Below are 12,706 nucleotides of genomic sequence, written 5' to 3' on the forward strand. Positions count from 1 at the left end.
CGGAGCGGAGTGCCTCCGGCCGCAGCGGGCACATGGAACTTCAGCGGGGAACGCTACGAAGAGGGGTGGACATGGAGATTTCAGGACTCATCAGCGCCCTCGTCATCGGGCTCGTCATCGGCGTGCTGGGCCGGCTGGTCGTGCCCGGACGGCAGCACATCGGCATCCTGTGGACCATCGTGGTCGGCATCGTGGCGGCGCTGCTGGGCTCGGCGATCGCCGCCGGGTTCGGGGTCGCGGACACCAAGGGGCCCGACTGGATCGAGTGGTTCATCCAGATCACCCTCGCGGCCGTGGGCGTCGCCGCGCTGGACCGGGCGCAGGCCCGGCGCTGAGGGAGCGTCAACTCCCGTACAGATAGGGAGTCGTGGTGCTCACCGCGTGGAAGCCGAGGCGTTCCAGGATCGGGCGGCTCATGTCCGAGGCGTCGACCTGGAGGTAGTGGTAGCCGTGGGCGGCGGCGACGCGGGCGCGGTGGGCGACCAGGGCACGGTAGATACCCCGGCCCCGCCAGGCCTCGACGGTGCCGCCGCCCCACAGTCCGGCGAAGCGGGTGCCGGGGACCAGCTCCATGCGGGCGGCGCTGACCGGCTCGTCCCCGGCGAGCGCGACCACGGCGACGACCGTGCCGGGGTCGGCGGACAGCCGGGCGAGCAGCCGGTGACGCAGCCGGGTGCCGTCGGTGCCGAAAGCCTTCTCGTGCACGTCCACGACGAGGTCGATGCCGGCCGGATCGGTGGCCTGGACGAAGCGGATCCCTTCGGGCGGCGAGGCGTCCAGGGCGAGCCGGGCGGCCTCGCCGATCAGGAGCGTCTCCTCGGGCTCCGCGCGAAATCCGGCGGCGGTGAGCCGGGGGCCGAGGTCAACCGGCCGGTCGTGGCCGTAGAGCTTCCACTCGAAGTCGCGGCCGAGACCGGTGAAGTACGCGATCTGTTCGCCGATCGCCCGGTCCGCGCTCCCCTCGTCCAAGGCAGACCACAGCACGCCGTTCCAGCCCTGCGCGTCGGCGATCTGGCGGACGACCGGGCCGGTCCGCTCGATCCGGGCGCCGGGCCCGTCGGGGCGTGCGCCCTCGCGCATGTCCCGGTCGTACAGGGCGAGCACCGTGCTGTGATCCATGGCTTCACTCCAGCATCAGCGCCCCGGCAGGGCAACGGAATTGACCTCCGGCCGTACCACGGACGGGTAGGCGGTCAGCCGAGGACCGCACCCGGTGGCCTCCGGGGACCGCACCCGGCATCCGGAGTTCGAGCCGGCCCGCTGGTCGGCCGCCCACCTCGCGCCCGCCGAGCGGGCCGCCGCCACCGTCTACACCCCGGGCGGGCACTGCCCGATGTGCGCGGTCGCGCACGCCTGGGTCGGGCTCGGCCGCATCGTGTACGTCACCTCGTTCCATCAACTTGGGCCCTGGCTCGTCGAGTTGCGCGTGCCCGCAGCTCCGGTGCGGGCGCTGCCCGGGCGAGGTGGCCCCCGGCGTGGCCGTCGAGGGGCCGGTGCCCGAGCTGGTCGAGGAGGTACGGGACCTCCACCGCCGCTGCCATGCGGACAGCCGCTGACCGGCGCTTCACGCCCACCGCTGTTGACCGGCGCCGGCCGCCTCAGCCGAGTTCGAGCGTGGTGACGCCGAAGATCCGCTCCCGGGCGTGCTCGCGGACCGGCCCGGTGTACATCCGGGCGGTCTCGAACGAGGCACTGAAGCCGGCCTCCTGGGCCAGCGCGACGCCGGCCGTGTTCGGTTCGGGGACGTCGATCGCGACCTCGCGGCCCGCGGCCTCGGCGGTGAGCGCGGCGAACAGGGCGCGGGCGTCGTCGGCGGTGTCGGCGAAGAGCGGGCCGATGCGCAGGCTGTCGTGGCCGGGCCGGATCACGCCGTAGCCGGTGAGGCGGTCGGCGTCGTGGCGGACGAACGCGCGGTGACCGGGGCCGGTGAGCCACTCGGCGAGGAAGCGCGGGCGGTCGGCCGGGGAGCAGGCGCTGTCGTAGGCGGTGACGGCGGCCAGGTCGGCGGGCCCGGCGGGACGGACTCCCTCGGGCATCCGGCTCTGCGGGGCGGTGCCGGTGAAGCGGACGGTGCGGTAGGCGAGTTCGAAGCCGGACTGACGGTAGTTGTCCTGCTGGGCGACGACTCCGTCCAGGCCGACGGTGCGGTTTCCGGCGTGGGCCAGGGCGGTCTTCCAGGTGGTGAGGCCGTGGCCGTGGCCGCGCAGGTCCGGACGGACGAGGTAGCAGCCGAGGAATGCGTACTCGGAGCCGTGGTTCACGACGGAGATGGCCGACACCGGCTCCCCGCCGATCCGGCCGAGGAAGAACCCGTCCGGATCCTGGGCGAAGAAGGCCGGACCGTCCGACAGCCCGGGGTTCCACCCCTCCGCCGCCGCCCATCCGCTGATCACCGGCCAGTCGGCGAGGGTGGCCTGCGTGACGACGAGGTCCTGGGGGGCCGGAGAGGTCATCGGTGCGCTCCATTCCGTGGGGTCGAACGTGCTGGACGGCGCGGCACGGCGACCGCGCCCGCAGCATCCTTGCGGATCAACGCGGGCCGCGCCACGCACGGTTCGGCCGTTGCGGAGGTCAAAGCGCACGACTGCGGGCCGAGTTGGAAAGGCGCGCCGGGCGTGACCCGGACCGGCCCAGGCCGACGGCCCCACCGGGCCGGCGTCCGGCGGGGCCACTCCGTGAGGGGTCAGCGGTCTCGGCCGGGGCGGAAGCGGCGGTACAGGGTCGCACCGGTGAGCAGCAGGGCGGCGCTGCCGGCGACCGCGGGGGCCGTCAGGTCGCTTCCGGTGTGGGCCAGGGTGGCCCCGGGCGGCTGCGGGGCGGGGCGCGGGGTGCGCGGGTGGGACTTGGTGGGGACCGGCGGCGTCGGGGTCGGCGCCGGGTGGTGCGTGTTGGCGGAGTGGTTGCCCGTGGCCGGGTTGCCCACTCCGACGACGTCGACGGAGTTGCCGCTGACGTTCACCGGCAGGTGGACGGGGAGCTGGACGTCGTTGCCGGAGAGCACACCGGGCGAGTCCTTCGTGCCGCCCTGCGCCGAGGCGCCGCCGGACGTCGACGAGGCGCCCTCGCCGTTACCGCCGCCGTTCGCGCAGGCGTTGCCGGCGGCGGGGTTGAGCAGTCCCACCACGTTCACGGTGTTGCCGCACACGTTCACCGGGACGTGCACCGGGAGCTGGACGGTGTTGCCGGAGAGCACTCCGGGCGAACCGGCCGCCGAGCCGTCGGCGGTGGCCCCGTCGACGGCGAAGGCGGCGGACACCGGCATCGCCACGGCCATCGCGCCGGATGCTGCGACGACGGCGATCACACCGTTTCGGGTAGCCCGTCTCATAGGTTTCCCTGCCTTCCAGACTTCGTCGCGGGCACTCACCCGCACCCCAGAGAACGCAGGCGAACCATCCGAGTTATGGCTTATCGGCCTTTCACCCCGTCGAGTGACATGTTCAGTCGAACCGCATGCAAAGTAATCGAAAGATCATTGATCATGGCGGAAGCCACGAAGGATAGATCATCGGACCCGGTCCGGCTCGCCCGGAGGCGGCCCGCACAAGGCCCGCTTATGGTGAGCGAGGGCGCGGCCCCGGTCCGCGGCGGGTGCGCCCCGGGAGGCGATCGATGCTGGTCAAGCTGTCCACACGGCCCGCCGTGCGGCGCTGCGCGGGCGCCGGAGCCCTCACCCTGGCGCTGCTCGGGTCCGGGCTGCCCGCGGCGGCGGCCGCCGACCGGCCACAGCCGGACCTGTCCCGCTTCTACCGGCAGAAGCCGTCCTGGGCGGCCTGCGAGGGCCCGGACGTGCCGAAGGACCTCCAGTGCGCGAAGGTGACCGTCCCGCTCGACTACGCACACCCGGACGGGGGCACCCTCGACCTGGCGCTGGCCCGCTACCGGGCCACCGGTAGGTCGCGGGGCTCGGTGCTGCTGAACTTCGGCGGGCCAGGCGGCGCGGGAGTCCCCGAACTCACCGGGGGCGGCAAGGAGTTCATGGAGCTGACCAACGGCTACGACGTGGTCACCTTCGACCCGCGTGGCGTCGGCCGGTCCTCCCCCATCAGCTGCGGCCAGGGCACCGAGGAGGCCTCGGCGGCGATGGGCCAGAACGCCGACATCAGCCATCCCCAGGCCCTGCTGCAGAAGCTGCGGCGGGCCGCCGACCAGTGCGCCAGGCATTCCGGCCCGGTGCTGCGGCACATAGGCACCGTGAACGCCGCCCGGGACCTGGACGTCATCCGCCAGGCCCTCGGCGACAAGAAGCTCAACTACCTGGGCTTCTCCTACGGCACCCGGCTCGGCGCGGTGTACGCGGCGCAGTTCCCGCACAAGGTCGGCCGGATCGCCCTGGACGGTGTGGACACCCTGACCGAGCCGCTGTCCGAGCAGGGCCTGGCGGGCGCCGAGGGACAGCAGACCGCACTCGACGACTTCCTGGACTGGTGCACGACGGACATCGCGTGCCCGTTCGGACAGGACCGGCGCATGGCCGGGGACCAGGTCGTCCAGCTGGTGCGCTCGCTCGACGAGAACCCGGTGCCCACGGACTTCGGCGGCACGTTCTCCGGCCAGGACCTGGTGGGCGCCATCGGGCAGGCCCTGTACAGCAAGGAGCTGTGGCCCTCCCTGGAGCGTGCGCTCGTCTCGCTGGTCGAGGACGGTGACACGCGGCGGCTGCTCAGCCTCACCTCCGGCGGCGGATTCGCCGTGCCCGTCCGGCAGGGCGGCCAGGGGAAGGGCCAGGACGGCGCGAGGCGGGACGGCGGGCTCGTGGACACCCAGGACGTCCCGGCGGACAACCTGGCGGCCGCGCTGATGGCCATCAACTGCGCGGACGACCCCGACCGGCCCAGCGAAGCGCAGATCACCAGGGACCTGAAGGATCTCCGGGCCGCCTACGACAAGGCCTCACCGGTCTTCGGCCGCTTCCGCCTCACCCAGCTGCTGATGTGCTACGGCCGCCCCAAGGGCACGAACTTCATCCGCGACCAGGTCAAGAAGCTCCACTCGGCCAAGATGCTGCTGGTCGGCACACGCGGCGACCCGGCGACCCCGTACCGCTGGACCGAGGAGACGGCCCGGCGGCTCGGCTCCGCCGCCGTGGTGCTCGACAACAAGGGCGACGGACACACCGGCTACTCGTCGTCCACGTGCGTGCACCGCAAGGTCAACGACTTCCTGCTGTACGGCACCCTGCCACCGAGCGGCAGCTCCTGCCCCGCGGACGGGACCGCCTGGAGCTCCACCGCGAAAACCGCCCATTGACGACAGGAGCAGCGCAACCGGGTGACAGGCGCGATTCCGGCACAACCCCCCGGCCGGCCCGGACGTCACACCGGGCGGCGCGCCTCGGCCCGCCGTACCCGTACGTGACCACGACAGGGGGAACCCGCCATGCGTATCCGCGCCGCCATCGCCGTACCCGCCGTCTCCGCCGCCGCGGCGGCCCTCCTGCTCACCGCGCCGCCGAGCCAGGCGGCCGCAGGACACGCCCGACCCGCCCGCTGCGCGGAGACGGCGCTGCGCCTGCGGGCGAAGGCCGCGTCCGGCGATCCCGCCGTGGTGCGGGTCAGCGTGACCAACCGCAGCGCCCGGGCCTGTGTCGTCGACCGCGTGCCCACGGTCACTTTCGGTGACCTGGACGGGGCCGCGCTGCCCGTGCCGGAGGGCGGTGGGGGCACGTACCGGCTCGCGGCCGGAAAGACCGCCTACGCGGCCGTACGCACTATCGCCGACCCGGCGGACCCCGAGGCCCGCCGGGTGAACGCGATCACGGTGGCCGCGTCGGCCTCCCAGTGGGGCCGCGCCTTCACCGCCACGCAGCTCGGCACCGGGAGCGAGGTCCGGGTGTGGGAGCCGGTGACGACCTGGTGGCAGCCGACGGCGACGGCCGCGGACCGGGCGCTCGGCCTCGGCTGAGGGTCGGCTCCGAGGAGCCGCGGACCGGGCCCTCAGCCTCGTGCGGGGAGCCTCGGACCCGGCGTCGGGGCCTCAGCCGAGTGTCAGTTCCGGGTTGTAGAGGTCCAGCCACTGGGCGAGGTCCAGGGCGAGCTCAAGGCCGCGGCGGGCCACCTGGGTGCTGACCGGGGTGTCTCGTTCTGCGGCCTGCCGGACCCGCTCCCGGTCGACCAGGTCGAAGACGGGGTGGGAGGGCCGGGCGAGGAGGTCCTTGACCTGGTCCTGCAGGGCGCGGGCGTACCGCGGGTCCTGGGTGGACGGGTACGGGCTCTTGACCCGCTCGTACACCGACCGCGGCAGGAGGTCCGCGGCGGCCTCCCTGAGCAGGCTCTTCTCGCGGCCGTCGAAGGACTTCAGCGACCAGGGCGTGTTGTAGACGTACTCGACGAGCCGGTGGTCGCAGAACGGCACCCGGACCTCCAGACCGACGGCCATGCTCATGCGGTCCTTGCGGTCGAGCAGGGCGCGGACGAAGCGGGTCAGGTGCAGGTGGCAGATCTGCCGCATCCGGTACTCGAAGTCGCTCTCGCCGTCCAGGCGGTGGATGTCGGCGACGGCGGTGCGGTAGCCGTCGGCGATGTATCCCTCCAGATCCAGGGTCTTGGCCAGGTCGGCGCGCAGGATGTCGGTGTCGTCGCCGAAGTGGCGGCCGAAGTGCACCAGCCAGGGGAAGGTCTCGGCGCGGCGGGCCTCCTCGTCGAAGAACTGCAGGTAGCCGCCGAAGACCTCGTCCGCGGACTCGCCGGACAGGGCGACCGTGGACTGGTCGCGAATGGCGCGGAAGAGCAGCAGCAGCGAGGTGTCCATGTCGCCGAAGCCGGCCGGCAGGTCGCGGGCGCGGATCACCTTCTCCCGCACGCCCGGGTCGGCGAGGGACTGGGCGTCCAGGACGATGTCCTGATGGTCGGTGCGGGCGAGCCGGGCCACGTCGTGCACGAAGGGGGTGTCCGGGGTGCCGCGCAGCTCGTCGGCGACGAAGTTGTCGGTCTGGCCGACGAAGTCGACGGAGAAGCTGCGGACCTTCTCGCCGTGCTCGGCGAGCTGCCGGGCGGCGAGCGCGGTCATTGCGGAGGAGTCGAGTCCCCCGGAGAGCAGGGTGCAGCGCGGGACGTCGGCGACCAGCTGGCGGCGCACGATGTCGTCGAGGAGCGAGCGCACCGTGTCGATGGTGGTGTCCCGGTCGTCGGTGTGCGGGCGGGTCTCCAGCCGCCAGTAGACGCGGGTGCGCAGCCCCGTGCGCTCGACGGTGACGACGGTGCCGGGTTCGACCTCGCGCATGCCGTCCCAGACCGCGTGTCCCGGGGTCTTGACCATGGTGAACAGCTCACGCAGGCCGTCCAGGGCGACGCGGGGCCGGGCGAGCGGGTTGGCGAGGATCGCCTTGGGCTCGGAGCCGAACAGGACGCCGTCCGGGGTCGGGTGGTAGTAGAAGGGCTTGATGCCCATGCGGTCGCGGATCATGACCAGCCGGTCGTGGCGGGCGTCCCACACGGCGAAGGCGTACATGCCGTTCAGTCGCTCGGCGACGGCGTCGCCCCATTCGAGGTAGCCGTGGAGGACGACCTCGGTGTCGGAGTCGGTCGTGAACCGGTGGCCGCGGTCCGTCAGCTCGCGGCGGAGCTCAATGAAGTTGTACGTCTCTCCGGAGTAGACGAGGGCGACGGCTCCCTCGGGTGTGCGGACGGACATCGGCTGGCGGCCGCCGGGCAGGTCGATGATCGCGAGGCGGCGGTGGCCGAGGGCGGCGGGGCCCTCGGCCCAGGCGCCCCGGTCGTCCGGGCCACGGCAGGCCATCGTCTCGGTCATCGCATGCAACGCGGTGGACTCGGTGGTCAGGTCACGGTCGAAGGAGACCCATCCGGTGATGCCGCACATGCGCTATCTCCTGCCTCCGGCCCACGGCCGTCCCCTCGCCCACCTGCGATTTCCGGGGTGGAGCAGAAGACGACCGCCGAACCAGTTGTATCGAGCACCTATACGATGAGCCTCCGTCAGGCGCTCGCGGCGGTCAACGCGGGCGCAACACGGACGGCACACACCCCCTCAGGGTTTCGGCCGCGTTTTGCCCGCGCGAAATCGAAGAACCGCCGTGGCACCGGGCCGGCGCGACAGGAACCGGCCACGGGCAAAAACTTCGCCAAGCGGCTTTCCCGCTAGGCCTTCGCAGTCAGAAACCAGTCAAGCGCCGCGGTGAGTTCGGCCGGCTTCTCGACGGGCAGCTCATGGCCCGCGTCGATGATGCGCACGACCGCGTTCGGGTAGGCCTTCGCCATCCGGAGCATCTGCCGCACGGGCAGCTGGACGTCGTGGTAGCCGTGCACCATCAGGGTGGGCGTGGCGATCTCGCCGGCCCGGTCGAGGAGGTCGAAGGCCCGCATGGCGCCGTACAGGGTCATGACGACCTCGCGCGGGGTGTCGGCGGAGGACCGGATGTACTCCCGGATCTCCTCGCGCGGGTACCCCGGGGCGAAGGCCCGCTGGATGTTGGTCGCGACGAACAGCTTGTACGGCACCATCGTGGACGCGGCCATGAGCAGGCCCCGGCCGCGGCTGTAGGTCATCCGGCCGATGGAGTTGACCAGCACCATCCGCTCCACCCGGTCGGCGTGGGAGAGCGCGATCGTCTGGGAGATCATCCCGCCCATCGAGTGGCCGACCAGCACGAACCGCTCCACCTCCAGGTGGTCGAGGAGGGCGAGGACATCCTTCGCCAGCTCCGCGATCGTGCGCACCCCGGCCCCCGTGCTCTCGCCGTGCCCGCGCAGGTCCAGCCGGATCACCCGGCGGCCGGCGGAGAAGTGCGCCAGCTGGTGGTCCCAGCGGTGCCGGTTCGCGGTCCAGCCGTGCACGAACACCACGGGCACGTCCGCGCCGTCACGGGGGCCCTCGTCGTCGTACGTCAGTACGGCTCCGTCGACGTCGAGCTGCGGCATGGGGGCCTCCTGGGTGCGCTGCGGTTACTGCCCGGTACGGTAACCGGCCGTGCGGCCCGCCGTCACCGGCGTTCCCCGAGGAATTCGAGGATGTGCCCGAAGACGTCGAGGGCGGCGCCCCGGCCGAGGAAAGTGTCCAGGTGACCGTAGCCCGGGATCTCGGTGTAGGAGACGTCCAGCTGCGGCTGCCGGCGGGCCAGCACCTCGTGGCAGAGCCGCTGCGAGTCCAGCCAAAGCCCGTTCTCGCTGCCCGAGAGCAGCAGGACGGGGGCGTCGATGCGGGCGGCCATGTCGAGGGCGTTCTGCGGCAGCGCCCGGTAGCGGTGGTCGGTGTCGTGCCAGCGGACCACGCTGCGGGCCAACTCGATCCGGCGCAGGTGGGGCAGGATCCACAGCGGGGCGGGGCCGAGCAGCTCGGCGAGCCGGTCGTGGGTGGCCTCGGCCAGGTTCTCGTGGACGAAGAGCGAGGCGCCCGTACCCCAGGCCGAATGGTGCAGGATCTGACAGGTCGGATCGGGGCAGCTCGCCTTGCGGGCGGCCAGGGCGAACAGCGGGGTGTACTTCGACCACAGGCCCACCTTGCGGAAGTCGACCGGGATGTGGTCGATCCGGGTCTTCAGCAACTCCCCCGCCACGGACATCCGCAGTGACGTCCGCCCCGCCAGCCTGGGCGTCAGGAAGACTCCTTGCGAGACCACCCCCGCCAGCCCCGGCACCAGCCCGGCCGTCATGCTCAGCGACAGGGTGAGCGAGCCGATGCAGTGCGCGACCACGAACAGCGGGCGCTCGCCGATGCGCCCGCGGATGTGGGCGACGGCCTCGGGGATGTCGTACAGCGCCACGTCGTCGTAGGTGTAACGCCGGCCGGTCTCGTTGTACGGCAGCCGGCAGCTGCCCCGCCAGTCCAGCAGCCAGGGTTCGTAGCCGTCGTCGAGGAGGACGTCCACGAGGTTGCGGGTCTCCGGCAGCAGGAACATGTCGGCGGAGGCGGTGTGCCCGTGCAGGAGCAGCACGGCGGGCCGGCCGGTGTCCCCGGTGTCGACGCGGGTCAGGCCGAGGCGGACGCCGTCGCTCGTGCGGAACGGGATCTCCTCGACGCGGGCCGGGTCGAGGCGGTGGCGCAGGGGACGCAGGGCCGCGGTGGTGCGGACCCTGCGGAGCGCCGGCCGGGTCCGGGAGGGGGTGGTCCTGAAGATCATCGGTGGTGCTCCGTGAGGGTGGGAGTGCGGCGCAGGTCGAGAAGGTCCGCGGCGGCCCGGGCGAACGGGGCGAGCAGGCCGCGGCCCATCTCCAGGCCGAACCAGGCGAGCCAGGTCAGCTTGGCGGCCCGCTTCTCCTGACCGGTCAGGCGCGGGTCCACCTTGATGCCGTCGATCTGGTCACGGACGTAGGAGTCCGCGGGTACGACGACCTCACCCAGCAGACTCGCGGCCTCGCCCTCGCGGCCGATCTCCACGGTGAGCGCGCGGGTCTGCCGCCACAGGTCCCGGCGGGCCCGCGCGTACTTGCGGCCCTCCAGCCACCACAGTCCGCCGTCCGCGTCGCGCAACCTCAGCCGGTAGCGCAGGAGTTGGTGGCGGAGTCCGTGCTGGAGCGGGATGCCCTCCTCGGGGCGGACCCAGACGTCGCCGCGCTCCACGGTGAGCGGCTCGGGGTGGACCGCCGGGCAGGTCACCTCGCCCGTGACGTCCACCCGGCGCTCCTTGACCAGCTGGTACATGCTGGCGATGGACAGGGTGAGCGCCATCGAGCAGGGGGTCTCGGCGGCGGCTCCGACCGGGCCGACGGTGCCCTCGGTCGTCTCGGCGAACCAGAGGTAGGGCTGGTCGTCCTTGTGCGGGAGGCGGGCGAGGCCGTCGTCGGCGAGCTTCTCGAAGGTCTTCAGCTGGGCCTGGGCGTCGTACCGGGCGGCGGGTGTGAGGCCGAGGGCGGCGACCAGGGCGTCGGTACGGTCGGCGTCGGCGGCGGGTCCCTGCAGCGTGGCCTCGCACAGCTTCAGCGCGGTGGGGCTCTGCAACACCCGAGCGAGGAAGGAGAGTTCAGGCACGGGCTCGGCCTGCAGGCGGGCGAGCGTGTCGGTGCGCCACTCGTCCCAGTCCTGGACGCGGACGTGCATGCCGCCCAGGGCCATGTCCCGTACGACGTCGTCCAGGGTGTTGGGCACGCCGGTGAGGTTGTAGTCGAAGCCCCACGCGTCGGGCTCGCAGATCGCGGCGACCGCGACCCGGCTGACCCAGTCGACGGGGGCCGCGTTGAGGTAGCGGAACGCCGGTACGGTGCGGAAGCGGCCGAAAGCGGAGATCAGACCGCTGCTGAGGTCCAGCGGGTTGTACGCGCCGGTCTTCGTGTGGCCGCCGATGCCGCCCGGGCGGAGCGCGGTGACGACGAGTCCGTGGTCGCGTGCACGGCGCAGTGCGACCTCGGCGGCCCACTTGGACTGGTCGTAGCCGGAGATGAGCCGGTCGGCGTGGGCGAGAGGGTCGTCCTCCCCCATGGACGTGATGCCGACCTCGTTGAACACGGCGATGGACGAGATGTGGTGCAGCGGCTTGGGCCGGCCGGTCGCGGCGAGTTCGGCGAGGGTGAGCGCACCGAGGACGTTGCTGCTTCTCAACGACTGGTAGCCGCGCAGGAAGTCCACGGCGGCCGCCACACCGACGATGCTGTCGAGTTCGTACGCGAGGGTGTGCCACTGCTCGTCGGTGAGGCCGAGACGCGGGCTGCGGATGTCGCCGGGCAGCACGGTGATGCGCCGGCGTATCTCCGAGGACCACGGCAGCTTGTAGCTGCGCAGCTGCGCGCCGAGCCGCACGGTCGCGGCCGCCTCGTCGGCCGCACGGACCAGGCAGTACACGTGGGCGTCACTGTGCCGCAGCAGGTCGAGCAGCATATGGCTGCCGAGGAACCCGGTCGCGCCGGTCAGCAGAATCCGGCGCGGCGCCAGGGGCTCGGGTACGTCGGCGAAGGGCAGCCGGTCGGCGAGGGCGAGGTCGGCCAGGATCTGGTCGAGGTCTTCCTGGCGGGCGCGGGAGTGGGGGGCGTCGGGTCGGTAGGGGGTGGCGGGTACGGCGGGTGGGGTGCGGGGGGAGGGGACGGGAAGGGTGCCGGGGGCGGGCGCCGGGGATGCGAAGGGGGTGAGAGGAGCCGGCGCGGCCGAGGAGGCCGTGTTCTGAGAGAGCCCTGGTGCGGCGGCGACGGGCGGCGGCGAAGCCGAGAAGGCCGGGGTCCGGGTTACCCCCGGTGTGGAGAAAGGCATCGGCGCGGCCGAGGGTGCGGCAGCCAGGGGTGGCGGCGCGGCCGAGGAGCCCGCGTCCCCGAAGACCCCCGATGCACCGTAAGCCACCGGCGCGGCCGAGGGCGCCACGGGTGCGGAGATACCCGTTGCCGTGGTGGGAGGAGCCGCCGAGGGCGGCGGTGGCGTCGGCGCTCCGAGCAGCAGTAGCCACCTTCGGGCCAGGCTCGCCGGGCGGGCGTCAGCGAAGACCTCGTCGAGGTCGATCTCGATGCCCAGCTCGGTCTCCAGTTCGGAGGCCAGTTCCACCGCGTCGACGGACGTGCCGCCCGCGTCGAAGAAGTCGGCGTCGGGCGCCAGTCGGCCGGAGGGCACGTGGCGGCCGGCCGCGGCGGCGATGGTGGCCGTCAGGCTCGCCAGGTCGGGCGCCGGGGCCGGGGCGGGCTCGGGCTCGGTGCTCGCCGCCCGTACCTTGGCCAGCAGGTCGGCCACGCCCAGTCCGCTGCCGCCTCGTTCGATCGACTCGGCGGTCGCCCGCCGGCCGGCGTAGGCCGACTCCTCGTTCACGTCACGCATGAGAGCCCTTCGCGTTGTGCTC

Annotated in this window: 10 protein-coding genes and 1 pseudogene; 4 read left to right on the forward strand and 7 right to left on the reverse strand. The window is 72.8% G+C overall.

Annotation, left to right across the window (positions count from 1 at the left end):
• Positions 1 to 71 precede the first annotated feature (71 nt).
• Positions 72 to 335 (forward strand): GlsB/YeaQ/YmgE family stress response membrane protein, encoded by a 264-nt coding sequence (locus ACWC5O_RS17740; RefSeq protein ID WP_450587608.1) that lies wholly within the window; start codon positions 72 to 74, stop codon positions 333 to 335.
• A 7-nt stretch (positions 336 to 342) separates the two neighbouring features.
• Here the strand turns inward: ACWC5O_RS17740 and ACWC5O_RS17745 are convergent, their stop codons facing one another.
• Positions 343 to 1,119: a GNAT family N-acetyltransferase gene (locus tag ACWC5O_RS17745; RefSeq protein WP_450587610.1), complete on the reverse strand. Its 777-nt coding sequence runs from the start codon at positions 1,117 to 1,119 to the stop codon at positions 343 to 345.
• A 94-nt stretch (positions 1,120 to 1,213) separates the two neighbouring features.
• Here ACWC5O_RS17745 and ACWC5O_RS17750 point away from each other — a divergent pair.
• A pseudogene (locus ACWC5O_RS17750) lies at positions 1,214 to 1,556 on the forward strand (nucleoside deaminase); the annotation flags it as partial.
• 42 nt (positions 1,557 to 1,598) lie between these two features.
• On the opposite strand, the gene ACWC5O_RS17755 reads toward ACWC5O_RS17750, so the two are convergent.
• Entirely contained in the window at positions 1,599 to 2,453 is an 855-nt protein-coding gene (locus ACWC5O_RS17755) for a GNAT family N-acetyltransferase (RefSeq protein WP_450587612.1), read from the reverse strand.
• A gap of 230 nt (positions 2,454 to 2,683) precedes the next feature.
• On the reverse strand, positions 2,684 to 3,304 hold the full coding sequence (locus tag ACWC5O_RS17760) for a chaplin (protein ID WP_450587613.1): 621 nt from the start codon (positions 3,302 to 3,304) through the stop codon (positions 2,684 to 2,686).
• Between the two features lie 308 nt (positions 3,305 to 3,612).
• Here ACWC5O_RS17760 and ACWC5O_RS17765 point away from each other — a divergent pair, with 308 nt between their 5' ends.
• Together ACWC5O_RS17765 and ACWC5O_RS17770 are read left to right on the forward strand one after the other, a co-directional pair.
• The gene (locus ACWC5O_RS17765; protein ID WP_450587614.1) at positions 3,613 to 5,250 is read left to right on the forward strand and encodes an alpha/beta hydrolase; all 1,638 of its coding nucleotides are present in this window, start codon (positions 3,613 to 3,615) and stop codon (positions 5,248 to 5,250) included.
• Between the two features lie 129 nt (positions 5,251 to 5,379).
• Positions 5,380 to 5,904 (forward strand): DUF4232 domain-containing protein, encoded by a 525-nt coding sequence (locus tag ACWC5O_RS17770; RefSeq protein ID WP_450587616.1) that lies wholly within the window; start codon positions 5,380 to 5,382, stop codon positions 5,902 to 5,904.
• A 72-nt stretch (positions 5,905 to 5,976) separates the two neighbouring features.
• On the opposite strand, the gene asnB is transcribed toward ACWC5O_RS17770, so the two are convergent.
• From asnB to ACWC5O_RS17790, 4 genes are all read right to left on the reverse strand, one after another.
• A complete protein-coding gene (gene asnB, locus ACWC5O_RS17775) occupies positions 5,977 to 7,818 on the reverse strand; it encodes an asparagine synthase (glutamine-hydrolyzing) (protein WP_450587617.1) in 1,842 nt (613 codons plus the stop codon).
• A gap of 278 nt (positions 7,819 to 8,096) precedes the next feature.
• Positions 8,097 to 8,876, reverse strand: coding sequence for an alpha/beta fold hydrolase (locus ACWC5O_RS17780; protein WP_450587619.1), 780 nt, complete (start codon positions 8,874 to 8,876; stop codon positions 8,097 to 8,099).
• Between the two features lie 62 nt (positions 8,877 to 8,938).
• Complete coding sequence (locus ACWC5O_RS17785) at positions 8,939 to 10,075, reverse strand: alpha/beta hydrolase (protein WP_450587620.1); 1,137 nt, start codon at positions 10,073 to 10,075, stop codon at positions 8,939 to 8,941.
• The gene (locus tag ACWC5O_RS17790) at positions 10,072 to 12,684 is read right to left on the reverse strand and encodes a thioester reductase domain-containing protein (protein WP_450587622.1); all 2,613 of its coding nucleotides are present in this window, start codon (positions 12,682 to 12,684) and stop codon (positions 10,072 to 10,074) included. Before ACWC5O_RS17790 ends, ACWC5O_RS17785 begins: the two co-directional genes overlap by 4 nt.
• Positions 12,685 to 12,706 lie beyond the last annotated feature (22 nt).

Source organism: Streptomyces sp. NPDC001450, from assembly GCF_053597295.1.